24 protein-coding genes are annotated in these 25,601 nt (G+C 39.0%); 10 read left to right on the forward strand and 14 right to left on the reverse strand.

The genetic code is table 11. The features are described 5' to 3' along the window. Position 1: 1 nt before the first annotated feature. Positions 2-1,849, reverse strand: coding sequence for a glycoside hydrolase family 2 protein (locus tag NK987_RS17725; protein ID WP_259264950.1), 1,848 nt, complete (start codon positions 1,847-1,849; stop codon positions 2-4). Positions 1,850-2,172: 323 nt separating this feature from the next. Here NK987_RS17725 and NK987_RS17730 point away from each other — a divergent pair, with 323 nt between their 5' ends. Together NK987_RS17730 and NK987_RS17735 are read left to right on the forward strand one after the other, a co-directional pair. Then, on the forward strand, positions 2,173-3,558 hold the full coding sequence (locus NK987_RS17730; RefSeq protein WP_420841188.1) for a 3-keto-disaccharide hydrolase: 1,386 nt from the start codon (positions 2,173-2,175) through the stop codon (positions 3,556-3,558). Between the two features lie 14 nt (positions 3,559-3,572). Then, entirely contained in the window at positions 3,573-4,928 is a 1,356-nt protein-coding gene (locus NK987_RS17735) for a Gfo/Idh/MocA family protein (RefSeq protein ID WP_259264951.1), read from the forward strand. Positions 4,929-4,994: 66 nt separating this feature from the next. Here the strand turns inward: NK987_RS17735 and NK987_RS17740 are convergent, their stop codons facing one another. After that, the gene (locus tag NK987_RS17740; RefSeq protein WP_259264952.1) at positions 4,995-6,008 is read right to left on the reverse strand and encodes a LacI family DNA-binding transcriptional regulator; all 1,014 of its coding nucleotides are present in this window, start codon (positions 6,006-6,008) and stop codon (positions 4,995-4,997) included. A gap of 197 nt (positions 6,009-6,205) precedes the next feature. Between NK987_RS17740 and uxaC the strand changes: the two genes are divergently transcribed. From uxaC to uxuA, 3 genes are all read left to right on the forward strand, one after another. Beyond that, positions 6,206-7,636, forward strand: coding sequence for a glucuronate isomerase (uxaC, locus tag NK987_RS17745; protein WP_259264953.1), 1,431 nt, complete (start codon positions 6,206-6,208; stop codon positions 7,634-7,636). 11 nt (positions 7,637-7,647) lie between these two features. After that, complete coding sequence (locus NK987_RS17750) at positions 7,648-8,454, forward strand: SDR family oxidoreductase (protein WP_258423649.1); 807 nt, start codon at positions 7,648-7,650, stop codon at positions 8,452-8,454. A gap of 213 nt (positions 8,455-8,667) precedes the next feature. Then, positions 8,668-9,849: a mannonate dehydratase gene (uxuA, locus tag NK987_RS17755; protein ID WP_258423650.1), complete on the forward strand. Its 1,182-nt coding sequence runs from the start codon at positions 8,668-8,670 to the stop codon at positions 9,847-9,849. 24 nt (positions 9,850-9,873) lie between these two features. On the opposite strand, the gene NK987_RS17760 is transcribed toward uxuA, so the two are convergent. Both NK987_RS17760 and NK987_RS17765 read right to left on the reverse strand, forming a co-directional pair. Next, positions 9,874-10,575: a LytR/AlgR family response regulator transcription factor gene (locus NK987_RS17760; protein ID WP_259264954.1), complete on the reverse strand. Its 702-nt coding sequence runs from the start codon at positions 10,573-10,575 to the stop codon at positions 9,874-9,876. Position 10,576: 1 nt separating this feature from the next. After that, the gene (locus NK987_RS17765) at positions 10,577-11,632 is read right to left on the reverse strand and encodes a sensor histidine kinase (protein WP_259264955.1); all 1,056 of its coding nucleotides are present in this window, start codon (positions 11,630-11,632) and stop codon (positions 10,577-10,579) included. A 354-nt stretch (positions 11,633-11,986) separates the two neighbouring features. Between NK987_RS17765 and NK987_RS17770 the strand changes: the two genes are divergently transcribed. Further along, positions 11,987-12,862, forward strand: a complete 876-nt coding sequence (locus NK987_RS17770; protein ID WP_259264956.1) for an alpha/beta fold hydrolase — start codon at positions 11,987-11,989, stop codon at positions 12,860-12,862. A gap of 69 nt (positions 12,863-12,931) precedes the next feature. Beyond that, entirely contained in the window at positions 12,932-13,489 is a 558-nt protein-coding gene (locus tag NK987_RS17775; protein WP_259264957.1) for a DUF7010 family protein, read from the forward strand. Positions 13,490-13,807: 318 nt separating this feature from the next. Here the strand turns inward: NK987_RS17775 and NK987_RS17780 are convergent, their stop codons facing one another. From NK987_RS17780 to NK987_RS17820, 9 genes are all read right to left on the reverse strand, one after another. Continuing rightward, positions 13,808-15,817 carry an alpha amylase C-terminal domain-containing protein gene (locus tag NK987_RS17780; protein WP_258423654.1) on the reverse strand — a complete coding sequence of 670 codons (2,010 nt, stop codon included), beginning with the start codon at positions 15,815-15,817 and terminating at the stop codon, positions 13,808-13,810. Between the two features lie 310 nt (positions 15,818-16,127). Beyond that, positions 16,128-16,343, reverse strand: a complete 216-nt coding sequence (locus NK987_RS17785) for a hypothetical protein (RefSeq protein WP_258423655.1) — start codon at positions 16,341-16,343, stop codon at positions 16,128-16,130. Positions 16,344-16,429: 86 nt separating this feature from the next. Further along, the gene (locus NK987_RS17790) at positions 16,430-17,467 is read right to left on the reverse strand and encodes a LacI family DNA-binding transcriptional regulator (RefSeq protein WP_258423656.1); all 1,038 of its coding nucleotides are present in this window, start codon (positions 17,465-17,467) and stop codon (positions 16,430-16,432) included. Between the two features lie 205 nt (positions 17,468-17,672). Then, positions 17,673-19,385 carry an OmpA family protein gene (locus NK987_RS17795; RefSeq protein WP_259264958.1) on the reverse strand — a complete coding sequence of 571 codons (1,713 nt, stop codon included), beginning with the start codon at positions 19,383-19,385 and terminating at the stop codon, positions 17,673-17,675. 1 nt (position 19,386) lies between these two features. Continuing rightward, complete coding sequence (locus tag NK987_RS17800; protein ID WP_258423658.1) at positions 19,387-20,358, reverse strand: deoxyhypusine synthase family protein; 972 nt, start codon at positions 20,356-20,358, stop codon at positions 19,387-19,389. A 97-nt stretch (positions 20,359-20,455) separates the two neighbouring features. Beyond that, positions 20,456-21,064: an OmpH/Skp family outer membrane protein gene (locus tag NK987_RS17805; RefSeq protein WP_258423659.1), complete on the reverse strand. Its 609-nt coding sequence runs from the start codon at positions 21,062-21,064 to the stop codon at positions 20,456-20,458. Positions 21,065-21,138: 74 nt separating this feature from the next. Beyond that, a complete protein-coding gene (locus tag NK987_RS17810; protein ID WP_259264959.1) occupies positions 21,139-21,381 on the reverse strand; it encodes a hypothetical protein in 243 nt (80 codons plus the stop codon). A 4-nt stretch (positions 21,382-21,385) separates the two neighbouring features. Beyond that, a complete protein-coding gene (locus NK987_RS17815) occupies positions 21,386-22,288 on the reverse strand; it encodes a histone deacetylase family protein (protein ID WP_259264960.1) in 903 nt (300 codons plus the stop codon). A 64-nt stretch (positions 22,289-22,352) separates the two neighbouring features. Continuing rightward, on the reverse strand, positions 22,353-22,916 hold the full coding sequence (locus tag NK987_RS17820; RefSeq protein ID WP_258423662.1) for a hypothetical protein: 564 nt from the start codon (positions 22,914-22,916) through the stop codon (positions 22,353-22,355). Between the two features lie 127 nt (positions 22,917-23,043). Here NK987_RS17820 and NK987_RS17825 point away from each other — a divergent pair, with 127 nt between their 5' ends. Continuing rightward, entirely contained in the window at positions 23,044-23,475 is a 432-nt protein-coding gene (locus NK987_RS17825; protein WP_259264961.1) for an AlbA family DNA-binding domain-containing protein, read from the forward strand. A gap of 3 nt (positions 23,476-23,478) precedes the next feature. Here the strand turns inward: NK987_RS17825 and NK987_RS17830 are convergent, their stop codons facing one another. Then, positions 23,479-23,850: a phage holin family protein gene (locus NK987_RS17830; protein WP_259264962.1), complete on the reverse strand. Its 372-nt coding sequence runs from the start codon at positions 23,848-23,850 to the stop codon at positions 23,479-23,481. A 334-nt stretch (positions 23,851-24,184) separates the two neighbouring features. On the opposite strand from NK987_RS17830, the gene NK987_RS17835 reads away from it, so the two are divergent. Beyond that, positions 24,185-24,934: an acyl-CoA desaturase gene (locus NK987_RS17835; protein ID WP_258423665.1), complete on the forward strand. Its 750-nt coding sequence runs from the start codon at positions 24,185-24,187 to the stop codon at positions 24,932-24,934. Between the two features lie 258 nt (positions 24,935-25,192). Further along, the gene (locus NK987_RS17840; protein ID WP_259264963.1) at positions 25,193-25,558 is read left to right on the forward strand and encodes a BlaI/MecI/CopY family transcriptional regulator; all 366 of its coding nucleotides are present in this window, start codon (positions 25,193-25,195) and stop codon (positions 25,556-25,558) included. Positions 25,559-25,601 lie beyond the last annotated feature (43 nt).

Genomic DNA, 25,601 nt, shown 5'->3' on the forward strand with positions numbered 1-25,601 from the left:
CTTACTTTTTATATAATTCACTATGCAACTTTTTCAAAACATCCACAGGCATCTTGATCACTTTCCGGTCGTAAGTCATGACTCCGTTGGTCTCAATTTCGACATCCGTCGTTTGGGTGTATACAGCTGCAGCCAAGCCCTTTGGAATCAGGTCTTGCAGGTCTTTCATCAGGATTTTATACCTGTCCAACAGTTCTTCTTTGGACTTGAAACTTTGGTATCCCCAATTGTCTTTTTCCTGCCAGGTATGCCCTTCTACCGGTAATCCCAACCCGCCAAACTCTCCCAATACCAGAATCTGAATTTTTCCAAACAAGTCGGCAGAAGGCATCACCGGATCCGGATAGTTGTGTACATCCAAGATATCGCCAGCGATCTTTGCACCTTTCAGCTCAAAATTCCCGCCACTGGCACTGTTGACCAATCTCGTCGGATCGTAGGATTTGGTCCAATCGGATATCTCATGGGTTTTGAACTGCCCCCAAGCTTCATTGAACGGCACCCAAACCACGATGGAAGGAAAGTTGTAATTGGCATCGATGATGGCCTTCCATTCCTTTTTGTAAATGGCTTCAGATTCAGGAGTCCTTTCCCGATCAGTGCCTTTTCCGATTACGCCTAGCTTTTGTTCCCATCTATTTCCCATATCCCCGCTCGGCATGTCCTGCCATACCATAATCCCCATCTTGTCACAATGATAATACCAGCGGGCCGGCTCGACTTTGACATGTTTTCTGATCATGTTGAAGCCCAATTCTTTTGTCTTGATGATATCAAAAGCCAATGCTTCGTCAGTAGGCGCAGTATACAATCCATCCGGCCACCAACCCTGGTCCAAAGGTCCATAGTGGAATACCTGTTGGTCATTTAAAGCAAAACGCTGCATTCCTTTGGAATCATAAACAATGGAAACCTTTCTCAAGGCGCCATAGGAAGTAACTTTGTCAATGACTTTTTTTCCTTTCAACAAGCTGATTTCAAAGTCATATAGGTGTGGATTCTCCAACGACCAACTAATTGGATTGGGGATTGAAAGGATTGATTCTTTTCCAAAACTCCCGGTACTTTCAGCGACTTTGACCCCTTTGTCCATCGCAGTAATTTTGTATGTCACTGTCGGATCTGAAGTGTTGGCATTTATGGAAAAGTGAAAAGTCCCTTTGTCCCAATCTGGAGTGGTTTTGATATGGCTGATATAGGTAGTTGGAACAAACTCCAACCACACAGTCTGCCAAATGCCTGTTACAGGCGTATACCAAATCCCTCTGGGTTGGTTGACCTGCTTTCCTCGAGGCTGAGGGCCTTTGTCACTAGGATCCCAAACCCTTACCGTGATTTTTTGATCCACACCTTTGGCTAGAAAATCTGTGATGTCAAATGAAAAAGGATCGTATCCTCCCTGATGTTTGCCTACGGATTTTCCATTGACAAAAACCTCTGATTCCCAATCCACTGCTCCTAAGTGGAGCAATACCTTCCCCTTTCTTTCAGTATTGGAAACCTGAATGACCTTATCGTACCACAATTCCTTTTCTGCGCCAACCGCTTTGGTCACTCCCGAAAGGTAAGATTCTACAGGAAATGGAACAGTGATCTTCCCATCAAAAGTTATCGGTGCTCCATTTCCTTTTTCCAAAATGGCGTAATCCCATTGGCCGTTGAGGTTTCTCCAACTTCCTCTGACCATCTGAGGCCTTGGATATTCAGGATGCGGCGCATTGGAATCCACATTTTCGGCCCATGGAGAGAGTATGGGTTTGGTATTGATCTGCTGTGCAAATGAGGGTGAATATGATCCTAAATGAAATATCAGGATGAAATAGAAAAAACTTAGAGATTTGGTTTTCATAGGTTTTATTTTGGGAGGATTGTTAACAAGAATTCTATGGATTGGATTTAAATATAACAGAAACCAAGTCAAACTGAAAGAAAGAATTCCCAAAAGGATGTGGTAGGATTTTGGAGGAGCATTTCTTCCCTTGGGAGTATTGGCTCAAACACCTTATTTCCCTTTCGTCAATTCCGGGAATTTTATCTTTTATAATTTTTTACCTTGTTAAAATAAAGTTTGACAATAGTCAACTCGAAATCGATTGCGTAATTTAGAACTTGATAACCTTGAAAATGACCTTGTTTTTAAGGACTTTGGTATTTGAAACAAAACCCAATTTTATGAATAGAATTTCAATTCAATTACTATCTCTAGTTTGTTTGATGGCAATTTTTTCCTGTCAACCCAAGGAAACAAATATTGCGGATGGGTGGACCGAATTATTTAACGGTGAAGATCTTAAAGGATGGAAAATCTTGGGCGGAGAGGCTGAATTCAAAATTGAAAATGGAGAAGTTGTAGGATATGCAAAAGCGAATACGCCCAACACTTTTTTGGTCACAGAGCAGGAATTTGGTGATTTTATATTGGAATTGGATCTCAAAATCGAGGACCTTTCAAGCAATTCCGGTGTCATGGCAAGAGGGCAATATGATCCCGCAGGCAAAGATGGGCAAGGTTTAGTCTTTGGGTATCAAATCGAGGCAGATCCTACAGAAAGGGCTTGGTCAGGCGGATTGTATGATGAGGCAAGAAGGGGTTGGCTGTATCCTTTAGACTTGAATCCGGCGGCACAGTCAGCTTTTAAAATGGGAGAATGGAATTCCTACCGGATCGAGGCGATAGGAAAGGAAATAAAAACATGGGTCAATGGCCAAGAGGTAGCCTATGTGGTCGATGACATGGATGCGAAGGGATTTATAGGACTGCAGGTTCACAGTATCAACAAGCCCGAAGATGAAGGCAATAAAACCTATTTCAGAAATGTAAGGGTACAAACCGAGAAGCTGACCCCTACTCCATTTACCGGAGATATTTTTGTGGTCAATACAGGCCTGAATGAATTGACTGAATTGGAAAAATCAAAAGGATGGAAATTGCTTTTCAACGGACAGAATGCTGAAGGCTGGAAAAGTGCCAATAAAGAGACATTTCCCGAAAAAGGATGGCATATCAAAGACGGCATCCTCATGGTCGAAAGTGCCGATGGCGGTGAATCCAGCAATTTCGGAGACATTGTCACAACAGACAAATACAGTGCATTTGACCTGGCTTTTGATTTTAAATTTACAGAAGGAGCTAATAGTGGCTTGAAATATTTTGTCACACTCAATGAACAGACCTCAGGTTCGGCGATTGGATTGGAATACCAGATTTTGGATGACGAGAACCATCCTGATGCCAAAATGGGAATCGAAGGCAACAGGACTTTGGCTTCTCTCTACGATCTGATCAAGGCTGACAAGCAGCCACGTTTTGTAAAAGGTCCCGGAGAATGGAACAAGGGCCGCGTGGTGGTGTATCCTGACAACAAAGTAGAACATTACCTCAACGGGGTCAAAGTGGTAGAATATGTCAGGGGTTCGGAGGAATACAAAAAACTGGTTGCCATCAGTAAGTATAAAATCTGGGAAAATTTTGGCGAAGCACCAGAAGGCCATATCCTGCTGCAGGATCACGGCAATGAAGTACATTTCAAAAACATAAAAATCAAAGAACTGAAGTAATTAACCCAATAACCATGGACAACAATAAAAACAACCGAAGGGAATTCATCAAAAAAGCAGCTTTGGCCACTGCAGGGGTTTCCTATTTGGGAGCTTTGGGATTTTCAGCCAAAAGCTACGGGAATATCATCGGTGCCAATGACCGTCTCAATGTCGCCATAGCAGGCTTGGGAAGGAGACTAGGTGCTTTTTATGAACCGATTGCATTACCGAAAAGCAATGTCCGCCTAGTTACGCTTTGCGATGTCATGAAATCCCAAAGAGACAATGCTGCTGCAAGTTTTTCCAAGCACATCGATTATATACCCAAGCTTGAAAACAGCATCGTAAAAGTTATTGAAGACAAGGAAATAGATGTACTTATTAATGCTACCCCTGACCATTGGCATGCGCCGGGGACTTGGTTGGCGTTGGAAGCAGGAAAACATGTCTATGTGGAAAAACCCTGCAGCCACAATCCTTGGGAAGGTGAATTGCTGATTGCTTATAAAAACAAATACAACAAGGTAGTCCAAATGGGTAACCAACAGAGGTCCTCCGACCATACCATTGAAATCATCAATCAGATTCATAATGGTATCATTGGTAAAGCTTTTAGAGCTACCGCTTTTTATATCAATGGCCGGGGAGAAGTTCTCTTGCAGACTGCAGCCAATCCACCTGAAGGATTGGATTGGGATCTTTTCCAGGGACCGGCACCAAGGAGAAATTATACCCACAATACTTGGGATTATAACTGGCATTGGTATGGTTGGGATTATGGGACAGCCGAAACAGGAAACAATGCCACCCATGAGTTGGACGTGGCACGATGGGCACTTCAGGTGGAATACCCCAAGCATGTGACCGTAGATTCAGGCAAATACCATTTTGTCAATGACGGTTGGACGATGTATGATACCATGCTTGCTACTTTCAAATTTGAGGGCGACAAGACCATCCTTTGGGATGGAAAAAGCAGAAACAACTACGCCACTTATGGTTCTGACAGAGGAACAATCATCTATGGTTCTGAGGGTTCTGTATTTGTAAACAGGGAATTGTACAGGCTCTTTGACCGCAATGGCAAGCTAATCAAAGAAGTCAAAACAGGAAATGTCGAAGGAAGCACCAATCTTGGCGGCGGAGGCGATATGTCAACTGTTCACATTATGAATTTCTTTGAAGCCATCAGGGGGAAAGAAAAACAAAACTCAACCATCGATGAAGGTGCGGTCAGTACATTGCTTTGTCATTTGGCAAATATCTCCCACCGAATCGGGGAAAACTTTGAATGTGATCCTACAAACGGTCACATCAAAAATAAAAAAGGAATGGAGCTTTGGTCTAGGCAATATGAAAAAGGCTGGGAACCAAAATTGAAAGTCTGATTTCTCTAAATTAACCTATTAAACTGCCCTATCGGAAAATTCTGATAGGGTTTTTTATTGTCTTTTTCAGTTTGAAGATTCCCTGAAATCTATTTGTGAAGGCATTTGGATAACCTTGTTTTCAAAGGCAGGTTGATTGGGTTTGGTAAGTTTTTTCATGAGTAGCTTGGCCATTTCGGATCCAATCTCAAAGGCAGGCTGGGAAATGGTGGTCAAAGACGGTTTTAATAAACCTGCAATTTTCATATTGGAAAAACTTACCATTTTAAAATCCTTTGGCATTTCAAGTCTTGTTTCGCGAGCTGCATGGTAAGTCGCAATGGCCAATTTTTCCACAGAAGCCAAAATTCCGTCCGGTCTGTCCAAGCCGTATAGAATCTTGGCTATCAGTTTGATATTGGCCTCCTCGGATTGACTGCATTGGACAATCCAATTTTCTTCATAGGGCAAACCATGTTTTTTGAGCGCATCCTGATATCCACGCAACCTTTCTCTCCCTATTGATATTTCTTTTGACAACATCAAAAAGAAAATCTTTTTGCAACCCTTTTCAATGAGGTGGAAAGTAGCTTTAAACCCATTCTCATAATCGTTGCTGATAAATTTTGTCGTCGGAATTTCCTGACAGATCCGGTCAAAAAATATCAGAGGCACTCCTTTTGAATAAACTGTCTCCAAATGGTCTATTTTCTTTGTCTGACTGGAAACAGACATCACGATCGCATCGACCCTTCCATTTAACAGGTAAGAGACTATTTTTCTTTCCGTTTCCACATTTTCATGGGTACTGTAGACCAAAAGATGGTAGCCATATTCTTGGGTGATTTCTTCGATACCATCTATCACCTGACTAAAAAAATTATTGATCCTTTCCGGGATGATGACTGCAATGGTTTTACTCTTCTGTTCCCTTAGACTTCTTGCAAATGGGTTTGGCTGGTAATTGAGCTCTTTGGCCATTGCAATGACTCTTTCTTTGGTCGGTTGGCTGATTTCATAGCTGTCATTGAGCGCTCTGGAGACCGTAGACGGGGAGAGTTTCAGTTTTTCAGCGAGATATTTGATGTTGACTTCTGCCATTTTTTCTTTGAGAACAGTAATTCAATTTAAAATTAACCATCCTTTTGTCGATTTACCAAATAAACCACAATTCCATGATGTTGCTGTTAAAATTGATCCTTTGACCCGAAATCGTTTGCATCAAAATTTGAAGAATGGTTATCCGGAATTCTCTTTAATATTTTAAATTGACCTTATCTTTGTAATCATTGAAACCTATGCCTGCGTCAATTTCAAAAATAAGCCCATCATTTATAACAGAAGATTTTTTGCTGGAAAATAAGTATGCAAAGATTCTATACCATGAATATGCAGCCAATCAACCAATCATTGATTACCACAACCATTTGGCCCCGGATCAAATAGCAGAGAATAAAATTTTCGAAAACATCACCTCCGTTTGGCTGGCGGGAGATCATTATAAATGGAGGGCAATGCGGGCTTTGGGTATTTCCGAAGAATACATCACAGGAAAGGCAAGTGATTGGGAAAAATTTGAAAAATGGGCCTATGCCGTTCCCTATACCATGCGAAACCCGCTATACCATTGGACCCATTTGGAACTGATGCGGTATTTTGGAATACATGATACACTGAATCATAACAATGCAAGGGATATATATGACCTGTGCAACAGTCAACTTCAATCTTCCGAATTCAGTACCCAAGGATTGCTGTCAAAAATGAATGTGAAGGTGGTCTGCACTACGGACGATCCTACCGACATCCTGATCCATCATCAGAATTTTGTCAAACAAGGTACAGGTTTAAAAATGAAACCGGCTTTCCGGCCTGATAAAGCTTTTGCGGTTGAAAATCCCTTGACTTATCACAGCTATATCGAAATGCTATCTGCAGCCTCTTCTATTTCCATCAATTCCTATGATGATCTTTTGGCAGCACTTCAAAACAGGATAGAGTTTTTTCATGAGGTAGGCGGACGATTATCTGATCACGGATTAGAAAGCCTGTACTTTGAACCGGATTCAAAGCTTGATTTGGACACCATATTCAAGAAAGCAATTTCGGCACAGGTTCTCAGCAAAGAAGAAATCTCCTTCTTCAAATACCGGACATTGATAGAATTGGGAAAAATGTACCATGCCAAAGGTTGGGTACAACAGTTCCATTTGGGTGCTTTGAGAAACAACAACACCAGAAGTCTTACCAAATTGGGACCTGACACCGGATTTGATTCCATCGGGGATTTCAGTCAGGCTTCTGCCCTATCAGGATTTCTGAATGAGTTGGATAAATCAGACCAATTGGCAAAGACCGTCATCTATAATCTCAATCCCTCAGACAATGAAGTAATCGCAACCATGGCAGGCAATTTCAACGATGGAAGTGTCAAAGGAAAAATTCAGTTTGGGTCGGCTTGGTGGTTTTTGGATCAAAAAGACGGCATGGAAAAGCAGATCAATTCTCTGTCCAATATTGGCTTGATATCCTGTTTTGTCGGGATGCTTACAGATTCCAGAAGTTTTCTTTCCTTTCCGCGGCACGAATATTTCCGAAGGATTTTATGCAATTTATTCGGAAGGGATATCGAAAATGGAGAATTACCGAATGATGAGCAGTGGATTGGAAAGATCATCAGCGACATCTGTTATAACAATGCCAACGAATTCTTCGATTTTGGCAATTAACCCAAAAAAGCATGTTTGATATCACAGATAAAAAAATAATCATTACCGGTGCCACCGGAGTTTTAGGCGAAGCGATGGCTTTTCACCTTGCCAAAGAAGGAGCCAACGTGCTGATAATTGGCAGGACAGCATCAAAAGTTGAAAAATTGGTCAGCGAAATCAGGTCTAGAAACGGGAAAGCAGACGGGTTTTTAGCGGATGTGACCAAAGAACCTCAAGTTGAAGCTGCAGCAAGACAGATTCAGTCGAGGTATGGAACCGTTGATATTCTTATCAACCTTGCCGGAGGAAACTTGCCCGGTGCTGTGGTCAGGCCGGATCAGACGATAGGTGAATTGTCCGTTGAGGCTGTAAAAAATGTGATGGATTTGAATTATCAAGGGACTTTTATCCCCATCAAGCACTTCATTCCGTTGATGCTACCAAATGGCAAAGGAAATATCATCAACATCTCCTCCATGGCGGCAAGCAGACCGATGACCCGCGTATTGGGCTATGCTTCTGCCAAAGCTGCTATCGATAACCTGACCAAATGGATGGCCGTAGAGCTCAATACCAAATATGGACCTGACTTCCGGGTCAATGCCATCGCTCCCGGATTTTTTCTGACTGAGCAAAACAGGTCATTGCTTACCGAAACAGACGGTAGCCTTACCCAAAGAGGAAATCAGATAATCAACCACACTCCAATGGCCCGATTCGGAAAACCCGAGGACCTATTGGGAACACTTCAGTGGCTTTGTTCTGATGCTTCAAAGTTCGTGACCGGAACCATAGTCGCAGTCGACGGTGGTTTCAGTGCTTATTCGGGGGTGTAAAATGACGCAAGACATAAGACAAAAGACTCAAGAGATTTGAGATAAAGATTAATCTTGATTGATCAAAGTATTAAGTACCAAGTACCAAGCCTCCTGGCAACGCGAAGCAGACAACAATTACAACAACTACAACATTTCCAACCATTATAACCACTAAAACAACTACAACATTTCCAACCACTACAACAATTACAACCCTTATAACAAAATACTATGGCTTATAAAATGGAGCAAACCATGCGTTGGTATGGTCCCAAAGATCCGGTAAGCTTGGCAGATATCCGTCAGGCAGGTGCAACAGGAATAGTTTCTGCCCTTCACCATATCCCAAACGGAGAAATTTGGACCAAAGAGGAAATCAGGACACGAAAAAATACCATCGAATCAGCAGGCTTGAAATGGTCTGTGGTGGAATCTGTTCCCGTCCATGAAAACATCAAAACGCGCTCAGGGGATTTCCTGCGAAATATTGAAAATTACAAAGCCACCTTAGAAAACCTAGCTTCAGAAGGCATCCATATCGTCTGCTACAATTTTATGCCGATTTTGGATTGGACCAGGACTGAATTGGCTTGGACACTGCCCAATGGTGCAAAGGCGCTTCGGTTTGAGAAAAAGGAAGTCGTGGCCTTCGATTTGTTTATGTTGAAAAGAAAAGGTGCCGAAAAGGAATATACTCCACAGGAAATCCAAAGAGCCAAAGAGTTTTTTGAAAACGCTTCTGAAGAAACTCTTAAAAGGGTGAATGACAATATCCTCAAAGGTCTTCCAGGATCGGAAGAAGGTTATACCATGGAGCAGTTTCAGGCCGCTTTGGACTCTTACCAAGGAATCGGACATGCAGAGTTGGAGAGAAACCTGCAACTTTTTTTGGATGCCATACTTCCGATTGCTGAGAAAAACGGGGTCAAAATGGCCATACATCCCGATGACCCTCCTTTTGATGTTTTTGGATTACCAAGAGTGATGAGTACCGCAAAGGATATGAAAAGGCTCATTACGGATAATAACAGCCCAAATAATGGATTTACTTTCTGCACAGGATCTTACGGTGTCAGAGCGGACAACGACCTTCCCACAATGGTTGAAGAGTTTGGTGACCATATCCATTTTTTCCACCTCAGAAGCACAAGAAGGGACGTCGATGGCAACTTCTATGAAGATGACCACTTGACCGGTGATGTACCCATGGAAGCAGTGATCCATCAAATTCTGAAAGTCCAGCAAAAACGTCACATATCCATTCCGATGCGTCCTGACCATGGTCATCAGATGTTGGACGATATCAAAAAACCGATTGTCAACCCAGGTTATACGGCAATCGGAAGGTTGAAAGGTTTGGCTGAAATCCGGGGAGTGGAAGCAGGTCTGATCTATTCTGGGATTCTCAAGTGATTTTGAGCGTAAAATTACCAGAAATCAACGCCCGATCAGTTCATCGATGATTTCATTTCTTCTATTTCTGGACATGGGAACTTTTGTTTTTCCCATGTCTATTTCATTGCCTTCTATTCCCTTGACGTGGTTTTTGGAAATAATGTAGGTCTTGTGAATCCTCAGGAACCTGTCAGTAGGAAGGTTTTCCTCCATGCTTTTCATAGTCATAAGAGTAATCAGCCGACCTTCCTTGGTGTGGATCGCGACATAATTCTCCATTCCTTCTATGTAAATGATATCCTGGAGCAAGACCCTTTTCAGGATATTATCCACTTTGACAAAAATCGCTTCTTTTTGAATCGGGTTTTCTTTAGGGTTTTGTCTCAGCTGAAATAAATCCTTGGCTTTGTTTACAGCCTTCAAAAACCTGTCAAAGGGATAAGGTTTAACCAAATAATCCACTACATCCAATTCAAATCCCTGAAGTGCGTAATTGGGATAAGCAGTGGTCAGGATCACCATCGGTGGCGTTTGGAGAGATTTGAGAAAGTCAATTCCTGTAATTTTGGGCATTTGGATATCCAAAAACATCAGATCCGGCTTTTCAATTTTGAGCACCTCATTGGCTTCAAGGGCATTTTCGCAGGTAGCACAAAGCTCCAAGGAATCAATTTCCCTGACATAGCTTTTCAGTCCTTCCCTTGCCAACGGCTCGTCCTCTACAATGATTGTCCGGATTTTCATATTACTTAATTCTGATTTTCAACTTGACTTCGTAATTGTCATTTTCCGCTTTGGTTTCAATCCAATGGGATTTTGGATAGAGCAGTTCAAGTCTCCTTTTGATATTTACAAGTCCTATTCCCCCTGTATTTCTTGCATGATTTTTTTCTTTGGGTTCGGTAGTGTTGTAAAAATAAGCCAAAAGAAAACCATCCTCCAACCAAATTTTAACCTTGACTATATTGGGTCGATCGGTATGGGTGGACAGATGTTTGAAGCAATTTTCAAGAAACGGAATCAATATCAACGGGGCAATTGAAAAGTCTTCAAGATTATCCCCTTCTTCAAACGTCAGTTCGAGGCGTTCTCCTTTGCGAATTTTTTCCAGTTCAATATAATTTTTGAGATACTCGATTTCCTGCTGTATTTCAATCTTTTCGGCCGAAAAATCATAAAGTTGGGAACGAAGCAAATTGGAAAGTTTGATCAAAGTATCAGATGCCAATTCGGGATTGATCCGGATCAAAACATAGACACTGTTGATGGCATTGAAAAGGAAATGGGGATTGACTTGGGATTTCAGAAACTGCAATTCGCTTTCAAGCCTTTCTTTCTCAAGCAATTCGTTTTTCCGATGCATTTTTCGGGTATCAAAATATCCCTTTATCGCCAACATGATTCCTGCGGCAAAGAAATTGGAGAAGAAAAAAACAGATATGATTTGGAAAAAAGAAGCTTGAAAAAGGTCATCTGGAGAATTACTCATAATCAATGCTATCGCACCATACATCAATAACGACAGCAATACACAAAGACCCAAAAATGAAATCAGAAATAGAAATGAACGGTCTTTCTTCAGTAATTTGGGATTGAGGAAGTATTGGGAGGTATAATAAAGAGTCGCATGCGAAAACAGATACACCGAGGTTACCTTCATAAGCAGGCTGAAGTCCTTATACATACTCTTGTATGAAAATAGCCAAAACACATAATACAACATCCAAAACAGGATATGATGGACTTTATACCGGCCTATTTTTGATAGAACACCATAGGTCCAATTTCCGAGATTTACCATTTTAAAATTTGATTAGAAACACTTTTTGCCATACAGAAGCCTTTTTCATCCGATCCGTATCCTGGTAGCATCAGACCAATCAAAACCCTGCTTATGTTTCGAGGCTAAATTAACCATACTCCTATTTTTAAAATATTGGTATTGACCAAAAATAAGAATTACTTGACCAAAGGGATAATATGAAGGATAAAGCAAAATAATTCTCTATTCCTGGATTATTTACAACCTAAAAACGCTCTTTTCCAAAAATTGACCCAATTCAAACAGATGGTCAGGAAGTAATCTCTCTTGGTCAAATGATTTTTCTCAGTTGGTTTTCAACCTCCAATTTTGGACAAACAAAAACAAAAAACTATGAAAACCAACAAAATCAAATGGATGTTAGTGGCCTTTATATTGGCCATCTTCCAAATGTCAACTGTTTTTGCCAACCAAGAATTGATTTCCACCACAGTTGTCGGAAAAGGAAAGCCCATAATTTTGATCCACGGAATGGCCTGTGCACCTGAAGTTTGGGATGAGTTTGTCGAAAAATACAAAACCAAAAATGAGCTCCATTTGGTCAGGATCAAAGGATTTGGAAATGGAGAAAAAGGTGAAGCGAATCATTATCTGGAAGAAGTCAAAAATGAATTGATTGCTTATGTTAGGGAAAGCAAACTGAATAAACCAACCCTTATTGGACACAGCATGGGTGGCTTTTTGGGGCTTTGGGCTGCAGCTGAGGCACCGGATGTTTTTGGCAAAATCGTGTCAGTGGACGGTGTGCCTTATTTTCCTGTATTGGTAATGCCCGGAATCACCGCAGAGACAGCCAAAGCAGTATCTTCCCAAATGACCACAGCCATGTCAAAAATGTCTCCCGAGGCCGCAAAGGCCAACCAGGAAATGATGATCGCATCCATGATTGCGACTGAAGCAAAGCGTCCTAAGGTGGTCGAAATGGGAATAAATAGCAATCCTGCCGTCATAGGGCAAGCTTATGGTGAGATGTACACCACGGACATCAGGCCATTAATGGATAAAATCAAAGTTCCTGTCTTAGTTTTTGGTTCTTGGGCGGCGTATGAACCATATGGTTCTACAAAAGAATCTGTTGAAAAAAATATGGATGACCAATTGAAAACCATTCCTGAATATAAGCTATTGATAGCCGAAAGCGCTTACCACTTTGTATTTTATGACGAACCGGAGTGGTTTTATTCTGAATTGGATACCTTTTTGAATTGAGTTCATTACCATAATTTGTCACCAAGCATTTGAAGCCCACTCAAAAAAGTTAACCAAAATTTAAAAGCAATGGAACAAAAGAGTTTATCAGAGTTAAAATTTGAAATTCAGTTGCAGACAAAAAAGGGAATTGATTTCATTATATCAGCGGGTACATTATGGCTTGCAATTTCATTTATTTGGACTTTGGATTACTCCTCCTACTTCAGAAGTATATTGACTTTCATGGTAGGTGCTTTTTTGCTGCCACTTGCTTTTGGATTATCCAAAATCATAAAGACAAATTGGAATGTAAACAACAACCCACTTCAACCACTTGGACTTTGGTTAAACTTTGCCCAATTAATTTATTTTCCATTTTTGATTTTCATTTTGATTAAATATCCTAACTACTTCATCATGACCTATGCAATCATAACAGGTGCTCATTTATTTCCATACGCATGGTTTTATGATGAAATGGGATATGCAGTTTGTGCTATCACAATTTCCTTTGGGGTATTGTTGATGACATTCAATATGGATCAAGAACAGGTATGGACAATACCTCTTTTTACTTCAGCGATGTTTTTTTTACTGGGAGGTTGGATTGGAATGAGGATTATGAAAATTAAACTTAACACTTAGGAAAGTCTTTTTGAAAGTGCACCCCATAGGTCCTTAAAAAAGGGTCCCTTTCCAATCGGTCATTTTGAGGATTAAAGCCATATATATTGAAAAAGGAAACCAAATTAAATCCGAGGAACAACATCCCTCTTATTTGATCACTCAAAGATTTATATTACCTATTAATATTTTTAATTTAACAAACGCGGTTTTAGTTCGTTGATAATCTTGACAATGGCCCGGAATACCTTTCTGCTCATACGGAGAGTAAGGCTTTTCTTGAAGTTTAGTTGATACCTACTGTCATTGCTTATAAAAATAAAGGGGCTCTGTGCCCCTTTATTGTTTTTTGAAAACCAAACAAGTACGGTTTGGAAGATAAATCTGGAGTTGCTGCTTCTTATCCGTAGAATAAATAGGATTTCCATCTATTCTTGAAAATCCACCAAATTTTTTGTCGTCGGAGTTCAGGATGATTTTGTACTTTCCTTTCTCAGGAACCTTGAATTCAAAGCCAAAATAGGATTCGGAAACATGGAAGCAAAACGCAAAAATCAACCCAGCCCTTTCAAAAACGAGGATTTTTTTGTCAGGATCAAGATGTAATTGGTTTGCAGGAGGAGAAGCTAGTACCTGATGATCAGTGACCAATTTGATCATGGCTTTATCCCAATCAAACAAATCGCGGTAGCGGAGGTGATCTGTATCCACCAAGGACCATTGCCTTCGGGCATATTGATAGCTCCAATCATTGCCTTTTCTGGGAAAATCTATCCATTCGGGATGACCAAATTCATTGCCAATAAAGTTAAGATAAGCTTCCCCACCAAGTGAAATGGTAATCATCCGGATCATTTTGTGCAATGCTACTCCCCTGTCCACGACAAGACTTGACTGAAGCTTTGACATGCTGGAATACATCTCTTTGTCCATCAGCCAAAAAGCAATGGATTTGTCACCAACCAATGCCTGATCGTGGGATTCTGCGTAGGCAATTGTTTTTTCAGTTGCTGGTCTATTGGTCAACTCGTGCCACATGTTGAAAAGATCCCAATGCTCATCAGGTTGATGTTTCAGTGTTTTGATCCAAAAATCTGGAATTCCCATTGCCAACCGGTAGTCAAACCCAATTCCGCCATCCTCGATTTTCCGGCAGAGACCCGGCATACCGGTAACCTCTTCAGCTATGGAAATGGCATTTTGGGAAAATGCATGGATCAACTGATTGGCCAATTGCAGGTAAATCACCGCATCCACATCCACACCTGCGTCGAAGTATTTTTCCAAATTATCAAATGAAATGTTTCCATGGTGAAGGTAGATAATGGAGGTTGCCCCATCCCATCTAAAGCCATCAAAGTGAAATTCCTCAAGCCAATAGCGCACATTGGATAGTAAGAAATGCTTGACTTCCAATTTGCCATAATCAAACAGTTTGGAGTCCCAACCTTCATGGTATCCCCTCGGACCGGGATGAAAGTATTGGTGGTCCGAACCATCAAACTCGTTCAAACCTTCAAACACATTTTTGACAGCATGTGAGTGAACAAGGTCCATCACAACAGAAATTCCCATTTCATGGGCTTTGTTGATTAAAAACTTCAATTCTTCCGGAGTTCCGAACCTTGAAGTCGGACAGAAGTAATTGGAAACGTGATAACCAAATGATCCATAATAGGGATGCTCCATGATTGCCATCAACTGGATAGTATTATATCCTGCAGATTTGATTCTGGGAAGTATGTTTTCAGCGAATTCCATGTAGGTACCCACTCCCAGTTTTTCTTGAGCCATCCCAACATGGCATTCATAGATTAGGGGTTGCTTGAGATTTTCCGTAGGGTCAAAACCCAGGTCAGTCCATAAAAATTGCTCCTCCGGGAACCAAAGTTGCCCCGTAAAATCATGCGTGGCTTCATCCTGAATCACTCTCCGGATATAAGCAGGTATCCTGTCCAAGGCTCCATTTTCACCTTCGATGTGTACCTTGACCTTACTTTGATGGACAAATGAATTCTTATATTCATCATAAGGTAAAAATATTTCCCAATCACCTCTGGGCCCTTTTTTCAATGGATGGCTATACCGATTCCAATGATTGAAATCACCCATCAAAAATAGATTATTTGCTTTTGGGGCCCATTCACGATATACCCACCCTTTCCTAAAGTAGTCAAAATGGATACCATAGTGTTCATGAGCCCTCGCAAACTCCAATAGGTTACCATAATCATGGTTAATAAATCTAATTGTGGCTTGGTATCTTTCATACCTCTCTTGGATATCATCTGCATGGGCTTCAAGCCATGGTGAATCTTGAATTATCTGTAAAATCTTAGGGTTGCTCACGAAAAACCAATTTGTATTTTTCTAATTTAAATAATAATCATCAGGCAAACCAAATCTACAACTATTTTAAAGTTAAAAATGGACGACTCCAAGATGATTGTATCAGCATTTTTAAAATACTTTTTGAATTAAACTAGACTGACTTTTTGCGAATGGTCCGTTAGCATCATTACACTTTTACTTCAAAATAAAGAAGCGATGAAAACCCTAAATTGAATTTCTTTAAATTACTTAACCCATAAAAATAGTGTTATCAATTTAAAAAAATCAAAACTTTCAATTCAGGTTTCTTATTGAACCTTTTTTGATTTTAACTTATAAAAATAAAAACCATAGTTGCAGCCAAAGAATATCCCATCAAAAAAGAAAAGAATATAGGAGCGCTCAAAGAAAACTTACTGTATTCAGGAAAGTTTTTGTGGTTGTAAATGTGACTGATTTTTCTGAGATACTTTTCTGGATAGATAGATAAAAAAAACAAGCCATAGATGACGGTCAATAAGGCTAAGGTGAAGAAAGTCTCCATAAACTGTATTTTGAATACACAAATATAGCATTCAAATCAATCAGATGAACAAATTATTAAAATAACTTTATGAAAATGTTAAGGGATTATTTTATAAAGTCTTTTTTTAAAGAAGAATCTCTGATAACCAGTTTGGTTTTAAGTTCTATTGTTTCCTCATTTTCACAATCTTGGTTTTGGATCAATTCTATAAGCAACTTCATTGCTTTGATACCCATATCATATCCATGTTGGTCTACAGAACTCAATCCAGGGCTGACAACTTCCGCCAGTTTCCAATTACTAAAGCCCATTACTCCAATTTGATACGGGATCTCATACTTTGCCTCTTTAAGGTATCTGATGACACCCAAAGCCACCAAATCGGTAATACAAAAAAACGAATCGGGGGGATTTGCTGATTCCATCATTTCTTTTGCAAAATCATACCCCTCATTCTCACTGATTGCTGAACAGGATTTGACCCAATTTTCAGTAATCTCAACATGGTGGTCTTTCAATGCTTTGAGATATCCTTCATATCTTTCATTGGCATTTTTTACATTTTTTCTCCCCCGGATGTGTGCAATTTTCTTATATCCTTGCTTTATCAAATGATTGACTGCATTATAAGCTCCTTCAAAATCATCTACTGTAACTTTTGGGGTATTAAGATGATCCGTGATTTTATCAAATTGAACCACCGGTTTTCCCTCAGAAAGAAAATCTTGTAAATGCTCCCCTTCCAAAGTTTCATTGGATATTGAAATCAAGAGACCGTCGACGCTCGATGATAACATTGTCCGACACGCTACTTTTTCGTCCTTCAACAAATCATTGGATTGACTTACCAAAACATTATATCCATACTTTTTTGCCTCATCTATGGCTCCACTGATTACTGTAGAAAAAAAATGGTGAACCAATTCCGGTACTATCAATCCGATATTAAAAGTCCTGCTTTTTCTAAAATTAACCGCTAAAAAGTTGGGGACATAGTGGTGCGCCTCCGCATATTCCTTCACAGCCTTTATTGTTTCTTTGGCTATATCAGGATGTTCTTTCAACGCCCGTGAAGCTGTAGAAACAGATATTCCAAGTTCCTTTGCAATATCCTTTAAGGTTAATTTCTTTTTTTCTATCATCGGTTAATTTGGGTATATACTAATATAATCCCTTTAGATTATATTCACTATGCCATACCTGAATTTTTGTTTTTTGTTTTGAATTGAAATAAAATAGAAAAGACTATTCTTTATAAATTCATCTTGACATACAGAAAAAATGGGTATAAAATGTTGAAAAACAATATTTTATACCCATTATATTAAATTGATGAATTTTGTTTTACTAATTTTCTATCAACATTTCCACTCTTCTGTTTTTTGTTCTTCCTTCCTCAGTGTTGTTATCTGCAATCGGTCGAGTTCCGCCCCATCCGGATGTTCTGATTCTTTCAAATTCAATTCCATTGATCGTGAGGTAGGCTCTGATTTTTGAAGCCCTTTTCATTGACAAGTCTTTGTTCAGGGACGGATCACCCGCATTGTCGGTATGTCCCTCCAATCTGATTTTGATTTCAGGATTTTCTTTTAAAAACAAGACAAAGTCATCTAAAACCTGGATGGATTTTGCATCTGCAAAATCTGATGTCCCTCTATTGAACTGAATATTTTCTAAGATTATCGCAGTTCCTGCAACTGCAGGTTTGAGCAAAATTTCTTTTCCTTCTGATTCAATCCAGCTGTTTTTATCCAATAGTTGTGGAATAAATCCTTTGGAACTGATAGAAAGATTGACCCATTGTGGATCCTCCAATTCATTCCAAAGTTGATTCTGGTTTGGTATTTCTCTTTTTATACCCCTTTCGTTACTTATTTCGATCTTATAGCCTATTGGACTTTGGGTTTGAGCATCCAGGATTTTTACTTCATTCCAATTACGGTTTGAAGTGGAAATTGGAGTTTCAATAATGGTTTCTTCAGGAATGGTTTCTACAATTTTTGAAACCGAATCAATCCTTACCTCAGGGATTACCTGAAGGACAGTGACTTTTTCAATTTTTAATGTATCCTTTATTTCCGATGCGATGCTATTTTCTATTTTTGGTAGATCCTCATTTTCCAAAGGTTGGGGTATTTCGGTGATTGCGGTTTCTACCTGAACAATCAATGGTTGTATGGTTTGGAATTTGACAATAAAAAAGTCTCCGAAACCCTCACTGTTTTGGGTACTTGTAAAAATCGCATTGTTCTCTCCAGGAAATTTCACATAGCCCATTTCCGAGCCTTGAGTATTGGTAAACCCAATTGGTGTAGGGACAGTCCAACTATCCCATGATGAGCCTGACCTTTGGGAATAATAAATATCTTTTCCCCTCCTGTTTTCCTGGAAGTTTGATGAAAAATAAAGCGTTTGAAGGTCATCAGAAAGGTACGGGCTATGTTCCTGAGCAAAAGTGTTTACCTGTGAACCTACATTTAGCGGAGAGGACCAAACCCCTTCGGATTGCTTGAAACTCACATAAATATCTTCATTTCCAAAGCTCCCAAAAGAATTCATTGACATGATGAGAACATTTCCATCCAAAGAAAGTCGGCCACTGAAATGTGTCCCATTGTTCTTAAAATTACCCATTTCCAGGGGACGAAGGTAATTCCAAGAGCTGCCAAATCTTGAATAAAGGTGTATTCCCTGCTTTTTTCCATTTTGACCACTATGATAGACCATAGCAGTAAGTGCATCCGAAAAACCCACCAATACATCTAAACCATTTGTTGACAAGTCTGAAACTTTTTGGGGAATTTGCCATTCACCCTTATTGTCCGGCTTACTATACCAAATATCTCCAAAATCAATAGGTCCACCGGTATTTTGAGGATTAAAACCTACAGTAAAAAAGAGTTCACCATTGGAAGAGAAAACCGGATTTTGCTCATCATATGGGGAATTCAATGATTTGATCGGGATGATTTCCTGTCCGGTTACTGCCGAAAAAAGGAAAAAAGCAAGCAGGAAAAATCCGCTTGCTTTTAAATAACTACTTAAATTTTCTGAATTCATTTTATTGGTCAAGGACAATGGCGAAAATCAGGGGAGCAACAATCGTCGCATCTGATTCAATGATATATTTTGGTGTATCAAGTCCAAGTTTGCCCCAGGTTATCTTTTCATTTGGCACTGCACCGGAATAAGATCCGTAAGAAGTCGTAGAATCTGAAATCTGACAGAAATATCCCCAAAGTGGTACATTATCTCTTTGTAAATCCTGGTGAAGCATCGGAACGACACATATTGGAAAATCACCAGCAATTCCCCCGCCAATTTGAAAAAATCCTACGGTACTTTCATCTTTTGCGTTTTGGGTGTACCATTCTGCAAGAAACATCATGTATTCAATACCGGTCCTTACCGTATGCACATTCTTCACATCACCTGAGATTACATGACCTGCAAACATATTGGCGAGCGTTGAATCCTCCCATCCAGGTACGATGATAGGAAGGTTCTTTTTAGCGGCTTCCAAGAGCCATGAATTTTTAGGATCTATTTGATAACTTGACTCTAGCTTACCTGATAGAAGGATTTTGTAGAAAAATTCATGTGGAAAATAACTTTCTCCTGCCTGATCTGCTTTGACCCACTCTTCCAAAATCACATTTTCAATCCTTCTCATGGCCTCCATCTCAGGAATGCAGGTGTCGGTTACCCTATTCATGTGTCGGTTTAATAAATCTTGTTCTTGTTCAGGGGATAATTCCCTGTAATTTGGAATTCTCTCATAATAATCATGGGCAACAAGGTTGAAAACATCTTCTTCCAAATTGGCTCCTGTACAGGAAATAATCTGGATTTTATCTTGACGGATCATTTCGGCAAGTGATATTCCCAATTCGGCAGTGGACATGGCTCCTGCTAAGGTTACCATCATCTTGCCGTTGTTATCCAAGTGGGTTTTGTAACCTTCAGCAGCATCTATTAGAGCAGCTGCATTGAAGTGTCTGAAATTATGTTTTAAAAATTCTGTGATTTTCATAATTGGTTGTTGAATTTTTCGGTGCAAAAGTACCAATTTAATAGACATAAAAAAAGCCCGACAAGATATGCCGGGCTTTTCACCATCCACTGAGTAATTACTTGGTGGCTGCCGGAGTCTTAGATGCTTCGTATTTCTTGTTGATACCTTCTACCACAATATCGGTAATATCCAAGGCTTTATTTGAATACCAAATAGCTCCACCACGGGTATAGGACAATATCATTTCCAAGTTGTTCGCTTCCGCATATTCAGTTAAATATACCTGAATCTGATCGTAAACGTCACTGTATAATTTTGCTTCATCTCCTGACAACTCCTGCATGATATTGTCTCTGTAAGTCATCAGGTTTTGTTCTTTCTTGACCAATTCGTCCTGCTTGGCTCTCGCTTGGTTTGGAGTCATAGCTTGAGCCGTTTGTTGGAAGTTTGCAACTTCCTGTTCAAATCCTTTTGCTCTTGATCCCAATTCACTTTCGAAATTTTTTCCTTTTTGGGTGATTTCACCTGATTTTTCTTTGAAATAGGTGTATCTCGCGATCACACTGTCTGTCAATACATAGGCCACCTTTAGGTCCGCAACACTTACTGACTCACTTGTTTCGGTCGATGCCGTTCCTTCTGTGCTTTTACCGGCTTGGTCACACGAGGAAAAAGTCAAAGCTGAAATACCTGCCAAGACTATTAATTTTGCTGTTCTTTTCACGATTGTCTTTTTTCTAATTGGCGCAAATATAAACAAAGTATCTTTTTTGCAAATTTTATTTAAAGTGACAATTGTTAATTTCCGTTAAAGTCATTTTTCTTTTGGTCCAAAATAGATTTGTAAACTACTCCCTGACCAAAAACTGATAATCCTGCAAAAAACAACAACAATCCCAATGTTCCGAGCAAAAACCAATTCATGAATCCTTTTTCAAATGCTTTGGCGATTGCAGCTTCACCCAAAACACTCAATCCAGCTCCCATGAATAAAATTCCGCTTACTGAATAGATAAGCCATTTTCTTTTTAATTTTTTCATCTTCTTAGAAATATAGATCTTGTGCAAGTCTGTAGGTATTGGCGTGTGCTTCGATAATGAGACTCAATTTTTCAGAATATCCACCTCCCATACAACACATTATTGGTATGCTATGACGCCTGGCAAGTTCCAACACTGTTTTATCTCTTTCCTTACAGCCTGCTATTGTCAATGCCAATCTTCCCAATTTATCTGATGCCAAGACATCCACCCCGCATTGGTACATGATGAAGTCAGGCTGAAATGTTTCTATCAACCGAGGTAAGGTCTCTTTTAAAATTTTCAGATACTGTCCATCATTGGTTTTGTCAGGCAAAGGAATGTCAAGGTCAGATTTTTCTTTGTGCATGGGATAGTTTGAAGCACCATGCATGCTAAAGGTGAATACCGAGGGGAGTTTTTCGAAAATACTTGCAGTGCCGTTTCCTTGGTGCACATCCAAATCCACAACAAGGATTTTTTTCCTTAATCCATTTTCCAGAAGAAAATTTGAAGCAATGGCAATGTCGTTCAACAAGCAAAATCCCTCCCCTCTATCTGCAAATGCATGGTGTGTACCTCCGGCAATGTTCATTGCTATTCCATATTCAAGCGCAAATAAGGAAGCCTGTACTGAGCCATGCATAATATGGATTTCTCTATCAATCAATTCATGGCTTAGGGGAAACCCCGTTTTCCTGATTTCAGACTTATTGAGATTGAGGCTAGTTAACTTTCCAAAGAAGGAAGGGCTATGTGTGTTTACTATCCATTTTTCTTCCAATTTTTGCGGAGAAAAAAAATTGCTTGACTTTACCGTACCCTCATATAAGAGTTGCTCGGGCAGGATATTATATTTTTCCATAGGGAAGCGGTGACCCTCGGGAAGCGGATGGCAGTATATAGGAGACCAGGCAATTTTAAGCATAACATAAAAAAACGCTTGTTGTGTAACAAGCGCTTTGAGAAATGGTTTGGAAAAGCATCACAATTCAATCATCCACATCCTCTTCTTCGGATTGGAAAGCATAAAGTGTATCATCCAAAACCAAAGTATCATCATTAAATTCTTTGATAAATTTCGTAATCACCTTTTCATTTATATCATCCACATTTAGAGCAGCGTCCAAACCAATTCCATAGTCGTGATTCATATCTACATCGACAAATTCCTGGACTTTTACAGATTCATCTTCTTCAATATCCATAATGATTTCAGTCATAAACCACCCTATCTCTTCCTCCTCGCTACTTAACGGTTTGAGGTTTCCATTTTCATCCTCTTCATAATGGATTCCTTTAAAATTAGAAAATTTCTTCGCCGCTTCATGTTCGGCAAGTTCATAAACCTCGGAAGCATGGTGAAGTCTTAATGTATATAAGGCTGCGTCATAAATTACTTCTTTACCTTCGTGCATGCCAATGAAGTAAAAATTTACAAATTCCTCGGAATTATCCTCTCCGGGAACAATCTTGAAGCTTTTTTTTGAGGCTTCAAGTTCTTTTTTCAAAGCTTCAATCGTTTCAGGTGCAAAACCTTCATTTTTATATTTCATAGGATAAAAGTTGGTAGAATTGGAGACAACATACAATGCTTTCTGTTAACTTAAAAGCATTTTGAGCAAAGAATAAACACTTTTTTAATTTAATTAATTAAAATACAAGTATTTACATTAAAAAAAAATGTTGTTACCAAAAAAAAACGAAGAATTTTTAAAAACCCTTCTGAAATCAAAAGAAGGCATTTCTATGGATTTTAAGCAATCCATCACTTCAGCACAAAAAATAGCAAAAACTCTTGTTGCATTTTCAAATTCGGAAGGAGGTACTCTTGTGATAGGGGTATCCGATAAAAGGCTAATAATTGGAATAGATCCCGAGGAGGAAATTTTTATGATTGAAAAAGCGGCAAGAGAATTTTGTGATCCACCTATTCATTCGCTTCAATATGAAATCTTGGAAAACATTGAAATAGACCAAAATAAAATTGAAATCGAAAAAATGGTTTTGCTTGTTCATGTCAAAAAATCAAACCAATTACATTATTTCAAAAACCACAACGGCGATAAAGTGATTTACCTAAGAAATGGAGATCAAACCCTCCCTCAATCATGATTTTTAATTCCCTCTTTTTCCTCCAAGATTTACTCCCAAAATGGAATTGACAATACTGAGTATCAAGCTAAACAATAAAGCCCACCAAAATCCATCAACGGAAAAACCTGGTATAATCTCAGCTGCCAATAAAATCAGAATTGCGTTAATTCCGAGCAGGAAAAGTCCAAGTGTCAAAATCGTGATTGGAATAGTCAAAAAAATCAAAATTGGCTTAATAGTCAGGTTCAATAACGTCAGTAAAGCTGCAACGACAAAAGCTGTAAAAAAACCATCTACCTCTACTCCGGGAAGTATGTATTGGACAATCAAAACTGAAACAGCCCCCAAAATCAGCTGAATAATAATGTATGAAGCATCATTGGATTTGCTCATCGGAATGGAATTTAAAATTTTTTAAATTTAAGAATTGGATTTTATGGTTCAAATTTTTTACCTGTGCCATTTCATTCTGGGTTTATAATGGTTTCCTATACGCCATATAAATGATATATTAAGAATAGTTGATTCAATTGAGTATTTTTATTTTTCATTCCAATATGTTAGCCACAAACTCAAAGCAAAAAAACAAATGAGCATTGGTATCGGTTTATTATTATTCCGAAATGAAAATATTTTAAATAAAATTTCCGTTCCTACAACTTTGATTTAAAATTTTGATTTATGGGTATATCTTTGCAATCAGTAATTAATTCTTAATCCCGAAACAGTGATATTGATTGTTTTCTTCCTCCTTCATTGGTACTTCTCTTTGTTTTGCCAAAGTTTCTTCTTGCATAGATACGCTGCCCATCAGATGTTTTCTATGAACAAATACTGGGAAAAGTTTTTCTATTTCTTTACCTGGGTTTGTCAGGGAAGTTCCTATCTGTCGCCGAGAGCTTATGCGATTCTGCACAGAATGCATCACGCGTACAGTGACACTCCAAAAGATCCACATAGTCCCCATCATACAGAGAACTTATTTACAATGATGTGGAAAACAAAGAATATCTATAATGATTACTTCAGCTTCAAACTGAAGCCTGAAGAGAGATTTTCTAAGGATGTACCTGATTGGAATAAATTTGATTTGTTTGCAGACACAATGGCTGTAAGGTTAGCTTGGGGTGTATTCTACGTTTTGGTTTATGTTTTGAGTATATCTGTATTCGAACTGGCAGGTACCCATTGGTGGATGTACTTTTTATTGCCAATACACTTTATGATGGGACCTGTTCACGGAGCAATTGTGAACTGGAGTGGCCACAAGTATGGGTATTCTAACTTTGACAACAACGACAAATCTAAAAACAGTTTATTGCTTGATATTTTGATGCTTGGAGAATTGTTTCAAAACAATCACCATAAATTACCTAACCGACCCAATTTCGCAGTTAAATGGTATGAATTTGACCCCACCTATCCTATTGTGAAGTTACTTCATGCATCAGGAATCATTAAGCTACGAACAATTTAATTGGAATATTTATATTTCATCTCAAAAAACCTCCAAATGGAGGTTTTTTTATTTTGTATCTGTATATTCTATATTGAAATATAGATATTTGTTTTTTATAATTTTTAAATGATTTTTTTTAACTTATCTATCACTTGAACCATAACCGAAAACCTACCTAAAAAAAAATATTAAATCTTGAAAAAAGATTTAATTCCTTTCCTTGGAATTAAGAAACTAAATGGATAAGTTGGAAACGAATTTAAACTTAAACACATTATGAGAGAACTAACCCGTGCAGAAGAACAGATCATGCAGATTCTGTGGGATATCGAGAGAGGATTCGTCAAAGATATCCTGGAAAAAATGTCCGAACCAAAACCAGCTTACAATACGGTATCCACTATCGTAAGGATTTTGGAAAGAAAAGGATTTGTCAATCACAAAGCTTACGGAAAATCACATGAGTATTTTCCGATAGTTTCGAAAGACGAATACAGAAGCTTTTCAATTAAAAACCTACTTGCAGGTTATTTCAGCGGATCATTTGCCAAACTGATTTCCTTCCACTCTAAGGATAAAAATCTTGATGCAAAAGACCTAGAAAAAATCATGGATGAAGTAAAAGGGGATCTTAAGAAATAGTCCTCAAAATTGTCTTATTTACAAAAAATCGCTTTTCCTGAGA

The sequence above is a fragment of the Aquiflexum gelatinilyticum genome (genome assembly GCF_024813435.1).
Lineage (GTDB): Bacteria > Bacteroidota > Bacteroidia > Cytophagales > Cyclobacteriaceae > Cognataquiflexum > Cognataquiflexum gelatinilyticum.